Annotated in this window: 17 protein-coding genes; 11 read left to right on the top strand and 6 right to left on the bottom strand. The window is 68.3% G+C overall.

Annotation, left to right across the window (positions count from 1 at the left end):
• Window positions 1-204: 204 nt before the first annotated feature.
• From ACW9UL_RS01500 to rmf, 4 genes are all read left to right on the top strand, one after another.
• Complete coding sequence (locus ACW9UL_RS01500) at window positions 205-2,532, top strand: Tex family protein (RefSeq protein ID WP_457788618.1); 2,328 nt, start codon at window positions 205-207, stop codon at window positions 2,530-2,532.
• Complete coding sequence (locus tag ACW9UL_RS01495; protein ID WP_397495720.1) at window positions 2,529-2,915, top strand: PaaI family thioesterase; 387 nt, start codon at window positions 2,529-2,531, stop codon at window positions 2,913-2,915. Before ACW9UL_RS01500 ends, ACW9UL_RS01495 begins: the two co-directional genes overlap by 4 nt.
• Before the next feature lie 102 nt (window positions 2,916-3,017).
• Window positions 3,018-4,598 (top strand): glutamate--cysteine ligase, encoded by a 1,581-nt coding sequence (gshA, locus tag ACW9UL_RS01490; protein WP_457788617.1) that lies wholly within the window; start codon window positions 3,018-3,020, stop codon window positions 4,596-4,598.
• A gap of 240 nt (window positions 4,599-4,838) precedes the next feature.
• A complete protein-coding gene (rmf, locus tag ACW9UL_RS01485; RefSeq protein WP_021444802.1) occupies window positions 4,839-5,030 on the top strand; it encodes a ribosome modulation factor in 192 nt (63 codons plus the stop codon).
• Window positions 5,031-5,115: 85 nt separating this feature from the next.
• Here rmf and argA read toward each other — a convergent pair whose 3' ends face one another.
• The 4 genes from argA to ACW9UL_RS01465 form a co-directional block, all read right to left on the bottom strand.
• Window positions 5,116-6,414, bottom strand: a complete 1,299-nt coding sequence (gene argA / locus ACW9UL_RS01480; RefSeq protein WP_021444801.1) for an amino-acid N-acetyltransferase — start codon at window positions 6,412-6,414, stop codon at window positions 5,116-5,118.
• A gap of 67 nt (window positions 6,415-6,481) precedes the next feature.
• Entirely contained in the window at window positions 6,482-7,648 is a 1,167-nt protein-coding gene (gene argE, locus ACW9UL_RS01475) for an acetylornithine deacetylase (protein ID WP_397486824.1), read from the bottom strand.
• 58 nt (window positions 7,649-7,706) lie between these two features.
• Window positions 7,707-8,978 carry an inorganic phosphate transporter gene (locus ACW9UL_RS01470; RefSeq protein ID WP_457788616.1) on the bottom strand — a complete coding sequence of 424 codons (1,272 nt, stop codon included), beginning with the start codon at window positions 8,976-8,978 and terminating at the stop codon, window positions 7,707-7,709.
• A 39-nt stretch (window positions 8,979-9,017) separates the two neighbouring features.
• Window positions 9,018-9,695 carry a TIGR00153 family protein gene (locus ACW9UL_RS01465; RefSeq protein WP_031303132.1) on the bottom strand — a complete coding sequence of 226 codons (678 nt, stop codon included), beginning with the start codon at window positions 9,693-9,695 and terminating at the stop codon, window positions 9,018-9,020.
• A gap of 111 nt (window positions 9,696-9,806) precedes the next feature.
• Between ACW9UL_RS01465 and ACW9UL_RS01460 the strand changes: the two genes are divergently transcribed.
• Window positions 9,807-11,171, top strand: coding sequence for a CYTH domain-containing protein (locus ACW9UL_RS01460; RefSeq protein WP_457788615.1), 1,365 nt, complete (start codon window positions 9,807-9,809; stop codon window positions 11,169-11,171).
• Between the two features lie 60 nt (window positions 11,172-11,231).
• Here ACW9UL_RS01460 and ACW9UL_RS01455 read toward each other — a convergent pair whose 3' ends face one another.
• Window positions 11,232-11,699: an Lrp/AsnC family transcriptional regulator gene (locus ACW9UL_RS01455; RefSeq protein WP_021444163.1), complete on the bottom strand. Its 468-nt coding sequence runs from the start codon at window positions 11,697-11,699 to the stop codon at window positions 11,232-11,234.
• Window positions 11,700-11,826: 127 nt separating this feature from the next.
• On the opposite strand from ACW9UL_RS01455, the gene ACW9UL_RS01450 reads away from it, so the two are divergent.
• Both ACW9UL_RS01450 and tfpB read left to right on the top strand, forming a co-directional pair.
• Complete coding sequence (locus ACW9UL_RS01450; RefSeq protein ID WP_457788614.1) at window positions 11,827-12,162, top strand: ACT-like domain-containing protein; 336 nt, start codon at window positions 11,827-11,829, stop codon at window positions 12,160-12,162.
• 88 nt (window positions 12,163-12,250) lie between these two features.
• Complete coding sequence (tfpB, locus tag ACW9UL_RS01445; RefSeq protein ID WP_457788613.1) at window positions 12,251-14,035, top strand: type IV pilus assembly ATPase TfpB; 1,785 nt, start codon at window positions 12,251-12,253, stop codon at window positions 14,033-14,035.
• Between the two features lie 230 nt (window positions 14,036-14,265).
• Here the strand turns inward: tfpB and ACW9UL_RS01440 are convergent, their stop codons facing one another.
• Window positions 14,266-14,970, bottom strand: a complete 705-nt coding sequence (locus ACW9UL_RS01440; protein ID WP_457788612.1) for a murein L,D-transpeptidase catalytic domain family protein — start codon at window positions 14,968-14,970, stop codon at window positions 14,266-14,268.
• Between the two features lie 129 nt (window positions 14,971-15,099).
• On the opposite strand from ACW9UL_RS01440, the gene ACW9UL_RS01435 reads away from it, so the two are divergent.
• From ACW9UL_RS01435 to ACW9UL_RS01420, 4 genes are all read left to right on the top strand, one after another.
• Window positions 15,100-16,704 carry a L,D-transpeptidase family protein gene (locus tag ACW9UL_RS01435; RefSeq protein ID WP_457790895.1) on the top strand — a complete coding sequence of 535 codons (1,605 nt, stop codon included), beginning with the start codon at window positions 15,100-15,102 and terminating at the stop codon, window positions 16,702-16,704.
• A 104-nt stretch (window positions 16,705-16,808) separates the two neighbouring features.
• Window positions 16,809-17,744, top strand: coding sequence for an SPFH domain-containing protein (locus tag ACW9UL_RS01430; protein ID WP_021444759.1), 936 nt, complete (start codon window positions 16,809-16,811; stop codon window positions 17,742-17,744).
• Between the two features lie 4 nt (window positions 17,745-17,748).
• On the top strand, window positions 17,749-18,198 hold the full coding sequence (locus ACW9UL_RS01425) for an NfeD family protein (RefSeq protein WP_457788611.1): 450 nt from the start codon (window positions 17,749-17,751) through the stop codon (window positions 18,196-18,198).
• A 263-nt stretch (window positions 18,199-18,461) separates the two neighbouring features.
• Window positions 18,462-18,797, top strand: coding sequence for a DUF2388 domain-containing protein (locus ACW9UL_RS01420; RefSeq protein ID WP_457788610.1), 336 nt, complete (start codon window positions 18,462-18,464; stop codon window positions 18,795-18,797).
• Window positions 18,798-18,801: the final 4 nt, after the last annotated feature.

The raw sequence follows: 18,801 nt of genomic DNA, 5'->3' as shown, positions 1-18,801 counted from the left end.
GATTTTTCCCCGAACGGTTCCCAGCGCCGGCGGATGCGGTGTTTATAATGCGCCGCCGCCTCGACCTGGCAGTCGCGCAGCGCCCCTCCTCCGCCCCTCTGCCGCCATGGCATGGACGCGGGCAAGGGCGCTCACGGCCAAGTCGACTCAATTGATTCGCGCGCGCCGTGCCGCCGGCATGGCCGCCCTGTGGGTAGCTTTTTTATGGACAGCATCAACAACCGCATCGCCGAAGAACTGGGCGTGCGCCCGCAACAGGTCGCCGCCGCCGTGGCCCTGCTCGACGAAGGTTCCACCGTGCCCTTTATCGCCCGTTACCGCAAAGAGGTGACCGGCAGCCTCGACGACACCCAGCTGCGCCACCTGGAAGAGCGCCTGCGCTACCTGCGCGAACTGGACGAGCGCCGCGTGGCGATCCTCGCCAGCATCGAGGAGCAGGGCAAGCTCACTCCCGAACTCAAGCGCGAGATCGCCCTGGCCGACACCAAGACGCGCCTGGAAGACCTGTATCTGCCGTACAAGCAGAAGCGCCGCACCAAGGGCCAGATCGCCCTGGAAGCCGGCCTCGGCGAGCTGGCCGATGCGCTGTTCGGCAACCCCGAGCTGAGCCCGGAAAGCGAAGCCGAACGCTTTATCGACGCCGACAAGGGCTTCGCCGATGTGAAGGCCGTGCTCGAAGGCGCCAAGTACATCCTGATGGAGCGCTTCGCCGAGGATGCGAGCCTGCTCGACAAGCTGCGCAGCTTCCTCAAGGACCACGCCACCCTCAGCGCCCGCCTGGTGCCGGGCAAGGAACACGAAGGGGCCAAGTTCAGCGACTACTTCGAGCACGACGAAGCGCTCAAGGGCGTGCCGTCGCACCGCGCCCTGGCGATCTTCCGCGGCCGTAACGAGGGCATCCTCAGCGCCAGCCTGAAGGTCGGCGAGGAGCTGCCCGGCACCCTGCACCCCTGCGAGCTGATGATCGGCGAGCGCTTCGGCATCAGCGCGCAAGGCCGCGCCGCCGACAAGTGGCTGGCCGAGGTGGTGCGCTGGACCTGGAAGGTCAAGCTGTACAACCACCTGGAAACCGACCTGCTCGGCGAGCTGCGCGAGAAGGCCGAGGACGAGGCCATCGCCGTGTTTGCCCGCAACCTGCACGACCTGCTGCTGGCCGCGCCGGCCGGCCCGCGCGCCACCCTCGCGCTGGATCCGGGCCTGCGTACCGGCTGCAAGGTGGCGGTGGTCGATGCCACCGGCAAGGTGCTGGAAACCGCCACCGTCTACCCGCACGCGCCGCGCAACGACTGGGACGGCACCCTGGCGGTCCTCGCCAAGCTGTGCGCCAAGCACGGCGTCGACCTGATCTCCATCGGCAACGGCACCGCCAGCCGCGAGACCGACAAGCTGGCCGCCGAGCTGATCAAGAAGGTGCCGGGCCTGAAGCTGACCAAGGTGATGGTCTCCGAGGCCGGCGCCTCGGTGTACTCGGCCTCGGAGCTGGCCGCGCGCGAGTTCCCCGATCTCGACGTGTCGCTGCGCGGCGCCGTGTCCATCGCCCGCCGCCTGCAGGACCCGCTGGCCGAGCTGGTGAAGATCGACCCGAAATCCATCGGCGTCGGCCAGTACCAGCACGACGTGTCGCAGCTCAAGCTGGCGCGCTCGCTGGACGCGGTGGTCGAGGACTGCGTGAACGCCGTTGGCGTCGATGTGAACACCGCCTCCGCCGCGCTGCTGGCGCGCATCTCCGGGCTGAATGCGACCCTGGCGCAGAATATCGTCGCCCATCGCGACCAGAACGGCGCGTTCAAGACCCGCGCCGAGCTGAAGAAGGTGCCGCGCCTGGGCGAGAAGACCTTCGAGCAGGCCGCCGGCTTCCTCCGCGTGATGAACGGCGACAACCCGCTGGACGCCTCCGCGGTGCACCCGGAAACCTACCCGCTGGTCGAGCGCATCGCCCAGGACACCGGCCGCGACATCCGCTCGCTGATCGGCGACTCGGGCTTTCTCAAGCGCCTCGACCCGGCCAAGTTCACCGACGAGCGCTTCGGCCTGGTCACCGTCGGCGACATCCTCAAGGAACTGGACAAGCCCGGCCGCGACCCGCGTCCGGAGTTCAAGACCGCCGAGTTCCAGGAAGGCGTGGAAACCCTCAAGGACCTCGAGCTGGGCATGGTGCTGGAAGGCGTGGTGACCAACGTCACCAACTTCGGCGCCTTCGTCGACATCGGCGTGCACCAGGACGGCCTGGTGCATATCAGCGCGCTGTCGGAGAAGTTCATCAAGGACCCGCACGAGGCGGTCAAGGCCGGCGACGTGGTCAAGGTCAAGGTGATGGAGGTGGATATCCCGCGCAACCGCATCGCCCTGTCCATGCGCATGGGCGATACCCCCGGCGAGAAGGTCGACGGCCAACGCGGCGGACAATCGCGCGCTGGCAACCGTGGCGGCAACGCGCCGCGCAGCGAGCGTCATTCCAGCCAGGACAAACCGGCCCCCGCCAGCGGCGGCATGGCCGCCCTGTTCGCCAACGCCAAGCAGTTGAAGAAATGAGCACGAGCGATAACGTCGGCGCCAGCAGCGCCTTTTCCCGCCTGCTCGGCCTGGAGATTCTCCAGGTCGGCGGCGGCGAGGCGCGTGTGCGCCTGAGCCTCACCGACGAGCTGCGCAACCTGCACGGCAAGCTGCACGGCGGCGCACTGTTCTCGCTGATCGACACCGCCATGGGCCAGGCCAGCCACAGCCTCGGCGATGGCGGGCCGAGCAGCGTGACCCTGGAGTGCAAGATCAACTACATCCGCCCGGTGTCCGAAGGCAGCGTGCTGTGCCACGCCAAGGTGCTGCACGCCGGGCGCCGTACTCAGGTGGTGGAAGCGGAAGTACTGCAGGGCGACAAGCTGGTCGCCAAGGCACAAGGCACCTTCGCCTGCGTGTAATCGGCGCCGCTCGGGCTGGTCTAACCTGGGTAACCGTTCGCCCCTTGCAGAGTGCCGGGGCGATCCCCATATTGTGGCGACTGCCCAGTTAGGAAGTGCATCTTGAGCGACCTTCTCTCCCGCCGCCTGGCCCTGCTCGGCGAGCCGGCCCACCTGTCCCTGCTGGGCCAGTGCCTGCACGGCATCGAACGCGAATGCCTGCGCATCGACCAGGACGGCCAGCTGGCCCTGACCCCGCATCCGCAGGGGCTGGGCTCGGCGCTGACCCATGCGCAGATCACCACCGACTATTCCGAATCGCTGCTGGAATTCATCACCGGCACCGCCACCGACCCGGCGGCCACCCTCGACGAGCTGGAACGCATCCACCGCTTCGCCTACGCCAAGCTGGGCGACGAGCTGCTGTGGAGCCCGTCGATGCCCTGCGCCTTGCCGGATGAAGAAACTATCCCTATCGCCCGCTACGGCAGCTCCAATATCGGCCGGCTCAAGTACGTCTACCGCAAGGGCCTGGCGCTGCGCTACGGCAAGACCATGCAGTGCATCGCCGGCATTCACTACAACTTCTCCCTGCCCGAAGGCCTGTGGCAGCTGCAACAGCAGGCCGAAGGCGACACGCAGAGCGCGCGCGACTACCAGTCGGCGCGCTATATCGCGCTGATCCGCAACTTCCGCCGCTACAGCTGGCTCTTGATGTACCTGTTCGGTGCCTCGCCGGCGCTGGACAAGGGCTTCATGCGCGGCCGCCCGCACCAGTTGCAGGAACTGGACGCCAGCACCCTGTACCTGCCCCATGCCACCAGCCTGCGCATGAGCGATCTGGGCTACCAGAGCAGCGCCCAGTCCGGCCTGACGCCCTGCTACAACGACCTGGCCAGCTACACCGACAGCCTGCGCCTGGCCGTGGCCACGCCCTACCCGGCCTATGTCGAGGCCGGCATCAAACGCGACGGCGAGTGGCTGCAGCTGAACACCAACATCCTGCAGATCGAGAACGAGTACTACTCGAGCATCCGCCCCAAGCGCGTCACCCGCAGCGGCGAACGGCCGATCCAGGCGCTGATGAGCCGCGGCGTGCAGTACGTGGAAGTGCGCTGCCTGGACATCAACCCCTTCCTGCCGCTGGGCCTTGACCTCAGCGAATCGCGCTTTATCGACGCCTTCCTGCTGTTCTGCGCGCTGGCGGACAGCCCGCTGCTGGAAGGCGGCGAGTGCCGCAGCTGCACCGACAACTTCCTCAAGGTGGTCAAGGAAGGCCGCCGTCCCGGCCTGCACCTGCAGCGCGACGGCCGCCCGGTGGAACTCAAGACCTGGGCCCTGGAGCTGATCGAGCAGATCCGCCCGCTGGCCGAGCTGCTCGACCGCAGCCAGGGCGGCGCGGCGCACGGCGAGGCCCTGGCGGCGCAACAGGCCAAGGTCGAGGACGCCGACCTGACGCCCTCGGCGCAGGTGCTGGCGGCGTTGCGCCAGGGCACCAGCTTCGCCGACTTCGCCCTGCAGCAGAGCCGGCGCCACGCCGAGTACCTGCGCAGCCGGCCGCTCGACACCGAGCAGCAGGCCGCGTTCGAGCAGGCCGCGCAGCGCTCGCTGGCCGAACAGGCCGAGCTGGAAGCCCAGCCGCAAGGCGACTTCGATGCCTTCGTCGCCGCCTACCAGGCCAGCATCCTGGCCCTGGCGGTGTAAGGGGGCTACCCAGCCCCCTGCAAATCGACGGCCGCACGCCCTGTGGGGCGGGCCGCAGCCCACCGCTTGCGCCCCTGACGCCCCACTCCGCGGGAGCAACGGCCGCTGGCCGGCGCCGAGCGAGATTCGTCGACTGCATCACAAAGGCCGCCAACGGAGCAAAAGCCGGGATGGGCGGCCGCGTCGCGGCGTGCCTGGGCGGCTAGCATGGCGGGTAACGGATGCAGACGAGCAGCGCCCATGGCCGACGACGCCACGCCGCAATGGAGCCTGGAGAGCCTGACCAAGGCCTACCAGCAAGGCTATATGGCCGGCCTCACCGGCCAGGCCAAAGACCGCCAACCCTACCCCGACGAAGTCCCCGCCGCGGCCTGGGAGGCCGGCTGGGACGACGGCTTCGAGCAGCTGCGCCTGCAGCAGCACAGCGCCTGAGGTTCTGCACGCATCGTGGGAGGGGCTTTAGCCGCGACCGGTCAACCAAGTCGCGGCTAAAGCCCTTCCCAGCGCATTCGCCCCTCTACAAGGTCTTCTCGAACACCTTGGAATTGCGCTGGTAGTTGTACAGCGAGGCGCGCGCCGCCGGCATGCGTTCGACGCTGCTCGGCTCGAAGCCGCGCTCGCGGAACCAGTGGGCGGTGCGCGTGGTGAGCACGAACAGGGTCTTGAGCCCCAGCGCCCGCGCCCGCGCCTCGATCCGCGCCAGCAGCTCGTCGCCGCGGCCGCCGTGGCGATAATCCGGGTTGACCGCCAAACAGGCCAGCTCGCCGCAGTCGGAGTCGGCCAGCGGATAGAGCGCGGCGCAGGCGATGATCAGCCCCTCGCGCTCGACGACGCTGAACTGCTCGATCTCGCGCTCCAGCACCTCGCGCGAACGGCGCACCAGGATGCCCTGCTCCTCCAGCGGGCTGATCAGCTCGATCAGCCCGCCGACATCCTCGATGGTCGCCTCGCGCAACGACTCGAACTGCTCCTGGGCCACCAGGGTGCCGTTGCCGGTGCGGGTGAACAGCTCGCTGAGCAGGGCGCCGTCGGTGGCGTAGCTGACGATATGGCTGCGCTTGACGCCGCCACGGCAGGCCTCGGCCGCGGCATCGAGCAGCTCGCCCTGGTAGTTGCTGCCCAGGCGCGCCAGGTGCGCCGGCACCTGCTGCGGGCGCAATTCGCGCACCAGCTGGCCGTGCTCGTCGAGCAGGCCGTCCTCGGCGCCGAACAGCAGCAGCTTGTCCGCCCCCAGGTCGATGGCGGCGCGGGTGGCGACGTCTTCGCAGGCCAGGTTGAAGATTTCCCCGGTGGGCGAGTAACCGAGCGGCGACAGCAGCACGATGCTGCGCTCGTCGAGCTGGCGGTTGATGCCCTTGCGGTCGATGCGGCGCACCTCGCCGGTGTGGTGGTAATCCACGCCGTCGAGCACGCCGATCGGCCGCGCGGTGACGAAGTTGCCGCTGGTCAGGCGCAGGCGCGAGCCCTGCATCGGCGAGGCGGCCATGTCCATCGACAGGCGCGCCTCGATGGCGATGCGCAGCTGGCCGACGGCGTCGATCACGCACTCCAGGGTCGGCCCGTCGGTGATGCGCAGGTCGCGGTGATAGTGCGGGGTCAGCCCGCGGGCGGCCAGGCGCGCCTCGATCTGCGGGCGCGATCCGTGCACCAGCACCAGGCGCACGCCGAGGCTGTGCAGCAGCACCAGGTCGTGGACGATATTGGCGAAGTTCGGGTGGGCGATGCCCTCGCCGGGCAGCATGACCACGAAGGTGCAGTCGCGGTGGGCGTTGATGTAGGGCGAAGCGTGGCGTAACCAGTTGACGTAGTCGTGCATGAAAGATCCGTGTGAGCGTCGAGACAGGGGGCGGGTCAAGCCGCCATGGCAGGTTCGAAGGCTTCTCTCATCGTCGCAGCACGTCTTCGCTCCGACTCAGACAATAGTGTTGGATCAGTTGGCGCAGCAACTGCACGGTCGGCTCGATCCGCGCCAGTTCCAGGTGCTCGCCGGGCTGGTGGGCGCAGTCGATGTCGCCGGGGCCGAGCACCAGGGTCTCGCAGCCCAGCTGCTGCAGATAAGGCGCCTCGGTGCCGAACCCCACCGCCTGCGCCGCGTGCCCGGTGAGGCGTTCGGCCAGACGCACCAGTTCGGCGTCGGCGGCCTGCTCGAACGGCGGCACCGCCGGGAACAGCGGGCCGTAGTCGATGCGCACCTGGTGCTTGAGCGCCAAGGGCTGCAGCTTGCCGCGAATCGCCGCGCGCAGCTGCTCCGGGTCCATCCCCGGCAGCGGGCGCAGGTCGAACTCCAGCGCGCACTGGCCGCAGATGCGGTTTGGGTTGTCGCCGCCATGGATGCAGCCGAGGTTCAGGGTCGGTTGCGGCACGCCGAACTGCGGGTTGTTGAACTCGCGCTGCCACTGCGCGCGCAGGCCGCGCAGCTCGCCCATGACGTCCTGCATCGCCTCCAGCGCGCTATGGCCGAGACTGGGGTCGGAGGAATGGCCGCTCTGGCCGAGGATATCGATGCGCTCCATCATCACCCCCTTGTGCAGGCGGATGGGCTTGAGGCCGGTCGGCTCGCCGATCACCGCGGCGCGCCCCAGCGGCCGCCCGGCCTCGGCCAGGGCGCGGGCGCCGGCCATCGAGCTTTCTTCGTCGCAGGTGGCGAGAATCAGCAGCGGTTGCTGGAAGGGCTGATCGAGCAAGGGCCGCACGGCCTCGATGGCCAGGGCGAAGAAGCCCTTCATGTCGCAACTGCCGAGGCCGACCCAGCGTCCGTCGACCTCGGTCAGTTTGAGCGGGTCGCTCTGCCAAAGGGCGGCGTCGAACGGCACAGTGTCGCTGTGGCCGGCCAGCACCAGGCCGCCGGGGCCGCTGCCGTAGCTGGCCAGCAGGTTGAACTTGCCGGGGGCGATCTGCTGGGTTTCGCAGGCGAAGCCGAGGTCGCCGAGCCAGGCGGCGAGCAGCTCGATCACCGGCCGGTTGCTCTGATCCCAGTGCGGCTGGGTGCAGCTCACCGACGGCGCGGCGATCAGCGCGGCGAATTGCTCTTGGAAGGACGGCAGCGGCATCGGTGCTCTCCTGGGACGATGCCCCATCATAGGGGCATCGCCGGCCGGGAGGGAACCGTCAGACGCCGCCGAACAGCCCGCGCAGGATAAAGAAGAACAGGATCGACAGCGCCGCGCCCACCGGCAGGGTGATGATCCAGGACAGGAAGATCTTGCCGATCATGCCCAGGTTCAGCGCACCGATACCGCGCGCCAGGCCGACGCCGAGAATGGCGCCGACCAGGGTGTGGGTGGTGGACACCGGCAGGCCCAGGCCGGAGGCGCTGACCACGGTGGTGGCGGCGGCCAGCTCGGCGGCGAAACCGCGGCTGGGGGTCAGCTCGGTGATTTCCTTGCCGATGGTGGCGATCACCTTGTAGCCGTAGGTGGCCAGGCCGACCACGATGCCCACCGCGCCGAGCAGCAGAATCCAGCCCGGCACCAGAGACTTCTCGCCGGCGGCCAGGTCGCCGCCACTCTGGATCACGCCGACGATGGCCGCCAGCGGACCGACCGCGTTGGCCACGTCGTTGGAGCCGTGGGCGAAGGCCATGGCGCAGGCGGTGAAGATCATCAGCACGGCGAACACCTTCTCCACGCTGGCGAAGTGGAAGGCCTTGTCGGCTTCGGCGTCGACATGAATGCGGCTGAGCAGGGCGATGCCGAGCAGCATGACGGCAGCGCCGATGCCCAGCGAAAGCATGAAGCCTTCACTGCTGGAGAGGTTCAGGCCGACGTGCTTGAGGCCCTTGGTCATGGTCATCAGCGAGATCATGAAACCGGTGAGGAACATGTACAGCGGCACGTAGCGCTTGGCATTGAGGAAGGGGTTGTCGGTGTCGATGATCAGCTTCTGCACGCTGACGAACAGGCCGAAGGAGATGATCCCGGCGAGCAGCGGGGTGACCACCCAGCTGGCGACGATGGGGCCGACGCCGCCCCAGTGCACCGCATCCACCGACACGCCGACCGCGGCGAAGCCGATCACCGCGCCGACGATGGTATGGGTGGTGGATACCGGCCAGCCCTTGGTCGAGGCCACCAGCAGCCAGCTGCCGGCCGCCAGCAACGCCGACATCATGCCCAGCACCATCAGGTTGGGGCTGATCAGCGAAGCATCGACAATGCCGTTCTTGATGGTTTCGGTGACTTCACCGCCGGCCAGGTAGGCGCCGCAGAACTCGAAGACCATGGCGATGATGATCGCCTGTTTGATGGTCAGTGCACGCGAGCCAACGGATGTACCCATGGCATTGGCTACATCGTTGGCCCCAACACCCCAGGCCATGAAAAAACCGAAAAGGCAGGCAAGAACGAGCAGAATCAGCCCGTAGTCCGCAATCAGAGACATAAGTTAGTTTTCCGTAGATCCCAGAAAGGACACTGGCGCTTAGCGCGCCAGCAGTTGTTCCAGTCGGTTGCCCACACGTTGGGCGCGGTCGGCGACATCGCCGATCCAGTCGATGATCTGATAGAGGAACATCACATCGACCGGGGGAAGGTCCTTCTCCAGCTTGAACAGGTTGCGGCGCACCTCGATCTGCAGGCGATCGGTGTCCTGCTCGATCACGCCCAGCTCCTCGATCAGGGTCTCCACCAGCACCGCTTCGCGGCCGGCGAAGCCGGTTTCCAGCAGCTCGTCCAGCTCGTTCATCGCCTTCAGCGCCTGGGCGCTGGCATCCACGCTGCGCTGCACGTAGGTGCGCATCAACGGCTGCAGCGCCTGCGGAATGGCCATCTGGCGGCCGAGCATCAGCCCGGCGATGTCCTTGGCACGGTTGGCGACTTTGTCCTGTACACTGAGCAGCTCCAGCAGGTCCGAGCGCGGCACCGGCAGGAACAGACTCTTGGGCAGGTGCAGGCGCACGCTTTTCTTCAGCTTGTCGGCCTCGTGCTCGAGCCGGGACATCTCCTGTTGCACCTGTTCCACCCGATCCCAGTCCTCGGCCATCACGGCCTCGAAGAAGGGCACCAGGTTCGCCGCGCACTCATTGGCCTTGGCGATATGCTGTTGCATGGGGCCGATGGGTGAACGACCGAACAGGCTGACAAAGGGATTGATAGGCATAGGGTAAGCCCCCGTTTTGAGAAGGCGGCAAGTATAGGGATCGCCTTCGTCTATCGCCAGCGCGCGTCATCGGACTGTCATATTTTCATACAAGGCACCTCGCTTCCGACCATGGTCAAAGAAACCGAAATCAAACTGCGCGCCAGCCGTGCCACCCTGGCCGCCCTGCGCGAACACCCGCTGCTGAAGAAGCGCAACAAGAGCGGCTGGCAGCGCGCCGAGTTGTTCAACCAGTACTACGACACCCCGGCCCGCGAGCTGGCCGGGGCCCGTGTCGCGCTGCGCCTGCGCCGCGACGGCGAGCAATATATCCAGACCCTGAAGACCCGCGGCCAGAGCGTCGCCGGCCTGTCCGAACGCAACGAGTGGGACTGGTACCTGGCCAAGCCCAACCTGGACCTGAAGAAGCTCGACGACAGCTGCTGGCCGGCCAGCCTGGCCGAGTTGGACAAGAAGACCCTGCAGCCGCTGTTCTCCACCGATTTCGTGCGCGAGAAGGCCGAGATCGCCTGGGGCCGCGGCAAGGCCAAGGTGGTCATCGAGGCCGCTCTGGACCTGGGCAAGGTGATCGCCGGCGAGGGCGAGGAAGAAATCTGCGAGCTGGAGCTGGAACTGCGCCAGGGCGAACCCGCCGCGCTGCTGGAGCTGGCCTGCGAGCTGGCCGCCGAGCTGCCGCTGATGCCCTGCGACATCAGCAAGGCCGAGCGTGGCTACCGTCTGTTCGACGCCGGCAGCTACAGCCTGAGCCTGCCGGCGCCGCAGCCGAGCGCCGAGATGCCCCTGGACGATGCCTTCGCCGCCCTCGCCTGGCACCTGCTCGGCGCCAGCCAGCGCCTGGCCGAGCAATACCGCTTCAACGGACACTGGAGCCTGCTGCAGGACTGGCTGCAGCAACTGGTCGACCTGCGCGCGCTGCTCGCCAGCCTCGGCCAGGCCGCGCCGCGCGCCAGCTCGCGGGAACTGCGCGAGCAGCTCGACGCCCTGCTGGCCGACTGGCGCCCGCGCCTGGCCGCCGGCCAGCTGGACGACAGCATGCGGCGCAACGCCCCGGCGCTGTTCGCCGCCGAGCTGGACGGCTGCCGCTGGGGCCTGCTGTCGCTGCAGCTGTCGCACTGGCTGTTGAACCGCGGCTGGACCGCCGCGCGCAACAACCGCGGCAACCGCCAGGGCGGCGCGGCGCTGGGCAACTGGCTGCCGACCCTGCTCGCCGAGGAAGGCGCGGCGCTGCAACTGCGCCGCTACCAGCAGCAACCGGAAGACCTGGCCGAGCAGCTGCCGCGCCTGGAGCGCCTGCTGGTCTGGCTGCGCCTGGCCCGCGGCGTGCTCGAGGTGGCCGAGGTCGACCGCCTGTACGGCGAGCTGAACAAGTTCCAGCTGCTGGCCCAGCAGCCGCTCGACGACGAGCAGCGCCAGCTGCGCGCCAGCCAGGCGCAGATACTGCAAAGCCTGAAGCCCTGGAAGGCGCTGGTGAAGTAAGCCGCGGATTGTATCCGGGCCGCCTCCGGGCGCCCGGATCAGGCGGCCGCGCAGCGCCGCCTAAGCCAACGGCAAGCTGGTGGTGGACTTGATCTCCGACAGGGCGACGATGGAGTTGACCTCCTGGATGCCCGGCACCAGCGACAGCTTCTCGAAGAAGAAGCGCTCGTAGGCCTCGATGTCGCGGGTGACGATACGCAGCATGAAGTCCACAGCGCCCATCAGCACGTGACACTCCAGCACCTCGGGAAACTCGCGCATGGCCTCGGCGAACTCGGTGAGGTTGGAGCGGCCGTGGGCGTTGAGCTTGACCTGGGCGAACACCTGGGTGTGCAGGCCGACCTTCTTGCGCTCGAGCAGGGTCACCTGGCGGCGGATCACCCCCTCCTCCTTGAGCCGCTGGATGCGCCGCCAGCAGGGCGATTGCGACAGGCCGACGCGCTCGGCGATCTCGGCGGTGGAGAGGCCAGCGTCCTCCTGCAGCAGGGCGAGAATGCGCTGGTCGTAAACATCCAAGGCGACGGACATAAAAATTCCTCGATAACGGCAGTCAACGGCAAGACTATCCACAAAACCCGGGTTTTCACAGAAAACCAGGCAGAACTTTTGCCGCGCGAAGGGCGAAACTGGAGCAAATCCACCGCGAGATGCCGCCATGCCCGACGCCACGCCCTTCCCCGCTCCGCACAGCCGCCGCGATCCCTGGCAGGATCGCCCCGAGTCGGCCGTCGAATACCGCCTGCGCACCGAGGCCGAGGCCGACGTGCTGTGTCGCCTGCTCGGCCTGTTCGCCCAGTTGCAGCTGCTGCCGCAACAGCTGCAGGTGCTGCGCCAGGACGGCGACCTGCAGGTGCGGCTGCAGCTGCACGGCCTGTCGCTGCATCGCGCCAGGGTGCTGGCGGAGAAACTGCGCGGCCTGGTGTGCGTCTGGCAGGTCGACTGGCGGCAGCTGGATCACAGCCCGGAGCAGGTGGCGCTGCGCACTGGGTAATGGGTCACGCCGGGGCCTTAGCCCCGTCCGCGCTTTTCGGGCATCCTAGCGGCTACGCTTGTTCAGGCTGAACCACCGAGGAGCCCGCATGTCCGCCTTCGCCACCACCGCCCAAGACCGCGTACTGGATCTCGGCGACCTGCTGCGCGAGCTGGTCGCCCAGGGCCGGGTCGGTCAGGACGCGGCCGAGCAGTGCCTGGCGATTCGTCGCAGTTCGCTGAACCACCAGCAGCACCCGCTGGAGTTTCTCGCCGCGCAGCAGGTCGACGACCTCAGCCGCCCGGGCAAGAAGCTCGACCTGGAGAGCCTCACCGTCTGGCTGGCGCAGTTCGCCGGCCAGCCCTACCTGCGCATCGACCCGCTGAAGATCGACGTGCCGGCCATCACCCCACTGATGTCCTATGCCTTCGCCCAACGGCACAAGATTCTCGCCGTGGCGGTGGATGCCGAGAGCGTCACCATCGCCAGCAGCCAGCCGCTGGTGCACAGCTGGGAAGCCAACCTGGTGCACGTGCTCAAGCGCCCGATCAAGCGGGTGGTGGCCAACCCGGCGGACATCCAGCGCTTTACCGTGGAGTTCTACCGCCTGGCCCGCTCGGTCAGCGGCGCCACCTCGGTGGATCAGAAGATCAGCGGCGTCGGCAACTTCGAGCAACTGCTCAGCCTCGGCGCCCAGGACCAGGAGCCGGACGCCAACGACGCGCATATCGTCAATATCGTCGACTGGCTGTTCCAGTACGCCTTCCAGCAGCGTGCCAGCGATATCCATATCGAGCCGCGCCGCGAACAGGGCAGCGTGCGCTTTCGCATCGACGGCGTGCTGCACACCGTCTACCAGTTCCCGCCGCAGGTGACCATGGCGGTGGTCAGCCGCCTCAAGTCCCTGGGCCGGATGAACGTGGCGGAGAAACGCAAGCCGCAGGACGGCCGGGTCAAGACCAAGACCCCGGACGGCGGCGAGGTGGAGCTGCGCCTGTCGACCCTGCCCACCGCCTTCGGCGAGAAGATGGTGATGCGTATCTTCGACCCCGAGGTGCTGCTGAAGAGCCCGGACCAGCTGGGTTTCTCCGCCGACGACCTGCGCCGCTGGGAGAGCATGACCCGCCAGCCCAACGGCATCATCCTGGTCACCGGGCCGACCGGCTCGGGCAAGACCACCACGCTGTACACCACGCTCAAGCAGCTGGCCACCGCCGAGGTCAACGTCTGCACCATCGAGGACCCGATCGAGATGATCGAGGGCGCCTTCAACCAGATGCAGGTGCAGCACAATATCGACCTGACCTTCGCCAGCGGCGTGCGCGCGCTGATGCGCCAGGACCCGGACATCATCATGGTCGGCGAGATCCGCGACCTGGAGACCGCGGAAATGGCGATCCAGGCGGCGCTCACCGGCCACCTGGTGCTGTCGACCCTGCATACCAACGACGCGCCGAGCGCCATCACCCGCCTGCTCGAACTGGGCGTGCCGCACTACCTGCTCAAGGCCACCATCCTCGGCGTCATGGCCCAGCGCCTGGTGCGCACCCTGTGCCCGCACTGCAAGGCGCCGCTGCAACTGGACGAGGACGGCTGGCAGAGCCTGACCAAACCCTGGAGCGCGCCGCTGCCGACCGGCGCGCAGCAGGCCGTGGGCTGCCTGGAATGCCGCGACACCGGCTACCGCGGCCGCGCCGGGGTGTACGAGATCATGCTGCTGAGCGATGCGATCAAGCCGCTGATCACCGCCGACACCGACCTCGTCGCCCTGCGCCGCGCGGCGTTCAAGGAAGGCATGCGCAGCCTGCGCCTGTCCGGCGCGCAGAAGGTCGCCGCCGGCCTGACCACCATCGAGGAAGTGCTGCGGGTGACCCCGCAGAGCGAGCAGAAGTGACGCATCCGGGGCGCAACGCTCGGCTGGCGGCTCGATACCGCCATCTGCGGCGGCTTGAACGGGTGCATGGCCTGCGCTAATGCGCGGCGTAGGTTGGGCTGAGAGCCTGTGACGAAGCCCTACGGGCGATGCTCGACGTAATGCCGAAACCGGGCTAGGCAGCGGTGCTGGCGGACGCCGGGCGGAGTGCTGCGCACTCCCCGTTGGGCTTCGCTGCGCTCAGCGCCAACCTACCCCTCGCCAGCGCGGCTCAATGCCGCCATCTGCTGCGGCTTGCACGCCAGGTAGGCCGAGCCCGCCAGCCAGCGCGGGTCGGAGTGCCAGGCGAAGAGGAACTGGCCGCCCTTGAGCTGATCGACCACCAGCCGCGCCACCTCGCGGCGCACCGCCGGACAACCCAGGCTGCGGCCGATGCGGCCATGCCGCTGCACCCAGCGCGGGTTCACGTAGTCGGCGCCGTGGATGACGATCGCACGTTCGCGCGCCAGGTCGTTGAGGCCGGGCTCCAGGCCATCCATGCGCAGCGAATAGCCGTGCTTGCCGCGGTAGCTCTCGGCGGTGCGGAACAGGCCGAGGCTGGTCTGGTGGCTGCCCAGGTCGTTGGAGAAGGCCTCGGCGAAGTTCTCCCCGGAGCGCCGGCCATGGGCGACGAAGTCGCGTAGCAGCAGGCGCTTGCGCTGCAGGTCGAAGATCCACAGGCGGCGCTCGGTCGACGGCCGCGAATAGTCGATCACCGCCAGGCGCCGGGCATCGCCGGCCCCATGGTTGACCGCGCACTGCATGGCCGCCAGGGCATGGCGCAGCGCCTGCGGCTCGAGCCCGGGAGCCTGCCGCGCCAGCTCGGCGAACAGCTCATCCTGCGCCGCGCTCGCCCACAGCGGCGCACCGAGCAGCCACAAACCCGCCAACCAGCACCGGCCGATACGTCCAAACATCTGCGTAATCACCTCTGCGCACAGACTCCGGGACGTCCTGTCGCTGAATCCCATGGCGGCCCGCCTATACTGGACGCGCGGCGCCGACCCGGGTGGCGCCTTTTCTGAGCCAAGGACTGGAGCAGTATGTTGTTCAAAAAACGTGCATCTTACCTGAGCGGCCTGCTGCTCACCCTGCCACTGGTCGCCACCACGGATGCTGCCGCCAGCGCCGACCTGCGCCCGTTGCTGGAGCAGCTGCCGCAGCACTGCGCACCCTTACCGACAAATCTAGACGATAACGCGCGCCAGCAACTGCGCGACTTCTACGCCCAGCGCGAGAACCAGCCGGCCTGGGCCGACGCCAGCCGACGCCAGCAGCTCGCGGCGCAGCTCGCCGCCCTCGCCGACGACGGCCTGGAGCCCGACGAATACGCCCTGCCCGCGTACGACGGCCCGTGCAGCGAGCTGCTGCACAGCCACAGCTACCTGCAGGCGCTGCTCCATCTGCGGCGCGGGCGCCTGCCACCGCCGCGCCAGGAAAGCCTGTGGCATTCGCCCGCCAACCCGCTGCCGGACCTGCGCCTGGCCACCCTGTCGCTCGCCCTGCTGCACCTGCAGGCACCGGCCGAGGCCTTCGCCGCGGCGCGCCCGGCCGGCATCACCTACCGCCGCCTGCGCGCCGCCTACGCCGAATTGCGCCAGCGGCCGCTGGCCGACTGGCAGCCCCTGGCCGACGGCCCGCTGCTCAAGGCGCAGCGCCGCGATGCACGGGTGCCGGCGCTGCGCGAACGCCTGCGCGCCGAGGGCTACCTAAGCGTGACGACGGTTGCCGGCGAAGCCTTCGACCCGGCCACGGTGCTGGCCCTGCAGGCCTTCCAGGACGACCACGGGCTGAATCCCGACGGCATCCTCGGCCCGGCCAGCCTGGCCGAACTGAACGTCGCCGCGCCGATGCGCCGTGCCCAGCTGCGCATCAACCTGGAGCGCCTGCGCTGGCTGGCCGACGACCTGGCCGCGACCGAGGTGCTGATCAACGTCGCCGCCGCCGAGCTGCTGGTGCTGCGCCAGCAACGGGTGCTGTGGCGCACCCGCACCCAGGTCGGCCGCGCCGGTCGCGAAACGCCGCTGCTGGCCTCGCGCATCCAGCGTCTGACGCTCAACCCCACCTGGACGGTGCCGCCGACCATCCTGCGCGAGGACAAGCTGCCGGCGATCCGCGACGATCTCGCCTACCTCGCCCAGCAGGAGCTCAGCGTGCTCGATCGCGACGGCCAGCCGCTCGACCCGGAGCTGGTGGACTGGGACAACCCCGGCGCCATCGTCCTGCGCCAGGCCGCCGGCACGCGCAACCCGCTGGGCCGGGTGGCGCTGCGCTTCGCCAACCCCTTCGCGGTGTACCTGCACGACACCCCTAGCCAGCGCCTGTTCGACAAGTCGCCGCGGGTGTTCAGCTCCGGCTGCGTGCGCGTCGAGGCGGTGGGCACCCTGCTGGCCTGGCTGCTCCGGCCGCAGGAGCTGGAGCCGGTGCAGCAGCGCATCGCCAGCGGCAAGACCCAGGAATACCGCCTGCAGCAGCCTGTGCCGCTGCTGATCGCCTACTGGACGGTGGAGGCGCGCAGCGACGGCACCCTGCGCTACGCCCCCGACATCTATGCCCGCGACGCCCAGCTGATCGCCGCCCTGGCCCGCGCGCAAGGCCTGAGCGCTGCATCTCAGCCCGATATGCAGCGCGCCATCGCCGCCAGGCAGTGAGAAGGGGTCGGCGGCAATTGGCCAGCGGCTATGCTTAGATGCCGACAAGGCCGTTCGTCACGTCGCGACGGTCAACTGCACGCACGCAAGAGGGAGATCGCTTTATGGAAATCGGTGGCGTCCTGCTGCTGTTCGTCGGCCTGGCTCTGGCCATCGTCTACATGGGCTTCAAGGTGGTGCCGCAGGGCTCGGAGTGGACGGTGGAGCGCTTCGGCCGCTACACCACCACGCTCAAGCCCGGGCTCAACATCATAGTGCCGGTGATGGACCGCATCGGGCGCAGGCTCAACGTCATGGAAAGCGTGCTGGACATCCCGCCGCAGGAAGTGATCAGCGCCGACAACGCCATCGTGCAGATCGACGCGGTGTGCTTCTTCCAGGTGATCAACGCCGCCCAGGCCGCCTACGAGGTGAACAACCTGGAGCACGCCATCCGCAACCTGGTGATGACCAATATCCGCACCGTGCTCGGCTCCATGGAGCTGGACGCCATGCTCAGCCAGCGCGACGCGATCAACGAACGGCTGCTCAAGACGGTCGACGAAGCCACCGCGCCCTGGGGCATCAAGATTACCCGCATCGAGATCAAGGACATCAGCCCGCCCGCCGACCTGGTCGAAGCCATGGCCAGCCAGATGAAGGCCGAACGCCTCAAGCGCGCGCAGATCCTCGAGGCCGAGGGCTCGCGCTCGGCCGCCATCCTCACCGCCGAAGGCCACAAGCAGGCCGAGATCCTGCGTGCCGAGGGCGAACGCCAGGCCGCCTTCCTCGAGGCCGAGGCGCGCGAACGGGCGGCTCAGGCCGAAGCCGAGGCGACCCGCGTGGTGTCCCAGGCCATCGCCAGCGGCAACGTGCAGGCAGTCAACTACTTCGTCGCGCAGAAGTACATCGAAGCGCTCGGCCAGCTGGCGGCGGCCGACAACAGCAAGGTGGTGCTGATGCCGCTGGAGGCCAGCCAGGTGATCGGCGCGGTCGGCGGCATCGGCGAAATCGTCAAGGCCACTTTCGGTGCCGGCGGCCCAGGCGAGAAGCAGGGCTGACGTCATGATCTATTACCTGCAACACCTGTCGTTCTGGGACTGGCTGGCACTGGCCACCGTCCTGCTGATCCTCGAAGTCTTCGGCGCCGGCGGCTACCTGCTGTGGATCGGCCTGGCCGCCGCCTGCGTCGGCGTGCTCACCTACCTGTTTCCGGAGCTCCCCTGGGTCTGGCAATTCTTCCTGTTCGGCCTGCTGGCGATCCTCACCGCCGTGCTCTGGTGGCGCCGCCAGCGCAGCGCCACGCGCCCCAGCGACCAGCCGGGGCTGAACCAGCGCGGCAGCGAACTGCTCGGCCGGCGTTTCGCCCTGCACGAGGCGATAATCGGCGGCCGCGGCAAGATCAAGGCCGGCGACAGCCTGTGGCTGGTCAGCGGCCCCGACCTGCCGGCCGGCAGCTCGGTCAAGGTGGTGGCCCAGGATGGCGTGATTCTGCGGGTCGAACGCGATATATGAGTCAGGGTCTGGCGTGCTCTCAGAACTATCGCTTCGGCGACTCCAGTTCGTAGGGTGCGCCGCGCGTACCCTACGTAAGCCTGCCGTCGCTATCCGTGAACGGTGGAAGGCCGGACTCTAGTGGGGCTCGGGTGCTGCGGAAACTTGTGTCTGCTTGATCCCGCGCCCGTCTGGCTCCATGGCGACCAACCATCGCTCAGGTGGAACCCGGGGCAGCCACCGGGACTCCTATCAGGTGAGTAAACCCACAGGAGTACCACCCCATGCGTGTATCGAGCCGAGCAGCCCTGGCATTGGCCGCCTGCCTGATCGCCCAAACCGCCGCAGCCGACAGCCTGCTGCGCGACATCCTTTCCTCCGGGGCGACCACCGCCTCCACCTACCTGACCTTCAAGGACAAGAAGCTGGTCGTCGCCGCCGAGGAAGACGCCAGCAGCTTCGTCGCCAGCGCCGGCGAGATACGCGGCCCGCACCTGGAGGCGGCGCTGCAGCGGCTGCGCAGTGAAAACCCCGAGCTGCAGGGCGCCGACGATATGGAACTGGCCAGCGCCATTCTCGCCGCCTCGGCCGGTCCGCTCGAGGCCGGCGACGCCCGCTAAGCCC

The sequence above is a fragment of the Pseudomonas sp. PL-6 genome (assembly GCF_054110165.1).
The sequence above is the reverse complement of the archived record's forward strand: the minus strand, read 5'-3'. Positions and strand labels throughout refer to the sequence as shown.

What these genes read in the sequence shown, in the direction of transcription:
- ACW9UL_RS01500 (WP_457788618.1), top strand. Translation starts at nt 205, where the DNA reads ATGGACAGCATCAACAACCGCATCGCCGAAGAACTGGGCGTGCGCCCG.
- ACW9UL_RS01495 (WP_397495720.1), top strand. Translation starts at nt 2,529, where the DNA reads ATGAGCACGAGCGATAACGTCGGCGCCAGCAGCGCCTTTTCCCGCCTG.
- rmf (WP_021444802.1), top strand. Translation starts at nt 4,839, where the DNA reads ATGGCCGACGACGCCACGCCGCAATGGAGCCTGGAGAGCCTGACCAAG.
- argA (WP_021444801.1), bottom strand. Translation starts at nt 6,414, where the DNA reads ATGCACGACTACGTCAACTGGTTACGCCACGCTTCGCCCTACATCAAC.
- argE (WP_397486824.1), bottom strand. Translation starts at nt 7,648, where the DNA reads ATGCCGCTGCCGTCCTTCCAAGAGCAATTCGCCGCGCTGATCGCCGCG.
- ACW9UL_RS01470 (WP_457788616.1), bottom strand. Translation starts at nt 8,978, where the DNA reads ATGTCTCTGATTGCGGACTACGGGCTGATTCTGCTCGTTCTTGCCTGC.
- ACW9UL_RS01465 (WP_031303132.1), bottom strand. Translation starts at nt 9,695, where the DNA reads ATGCCTATCAATCCCTTTGTCAGCCTGTTCGGTCGTTCACCCATCGGC.
- ACW9UL_RS01460 (WP_457788615.1), top strand. Translation starts at nt 9,807, where the DNA reads ATGGTCAAAGAAACCGAAATCAAACTGCGCGCCAGCCGTGCCACCCTG.
- ACW9UL_RS01455 (WP_021444163.1), bottom strand. Translation starts at nt 11,699, where the DNA reads ATGTCCGTCGCCTTGGATGTTTACGACCAGCGCATTCTCGCCCTGCTG.
- ACW9UL_RS01450 (WP_457788614.1), top strand. Translation starts at nt 11,827, where the DNA reads ATGCCCGACGCCACGCCCTTCCCCGCTCCGCACAGCCGCCGCGATCCC.
- tfpB (WP_457788613.1), top strand. Translation starts at nt 12,251, where the DNA reads ATGTCCGCCTTCGCCACCACCGCCCAAGACCGCGTACTGGATCTCGGC.
- ACW9UL_RS01440 (WP_457788612.1), bottom strand. Translation starts at nt 14,970, where the DNA reads ATGTTTGGACGTATCGGCCGGTGCTGGTTGGCGGGTTTGTGGCTGCTC.
- ACW9UL_RS01430 (WP_021444759.1), top strand. Translation starts at nt 16,809, where the DNA reads ATGGAAATCGGTGGCGTCCTGCTGCTGTTCGTCGGCCTGGCTCTGGCC.
- ACW9UL_RS01425 (WP_457788611.1), top strand. Translation starts at nt 17,749, where the DNA reads ATGATCTATTACCTGCAACACCTGTCGTTCTGGGACTGGCTGGCACTG.
- ACW9UL_RS01420 (WP_457788610.1), top strand. Translation starts at nt 18,462, where the DNA reads ATGCGTGTATCGAGCCGAGCAGCCCTGGCATTGGCCGCCTGCCTGATC.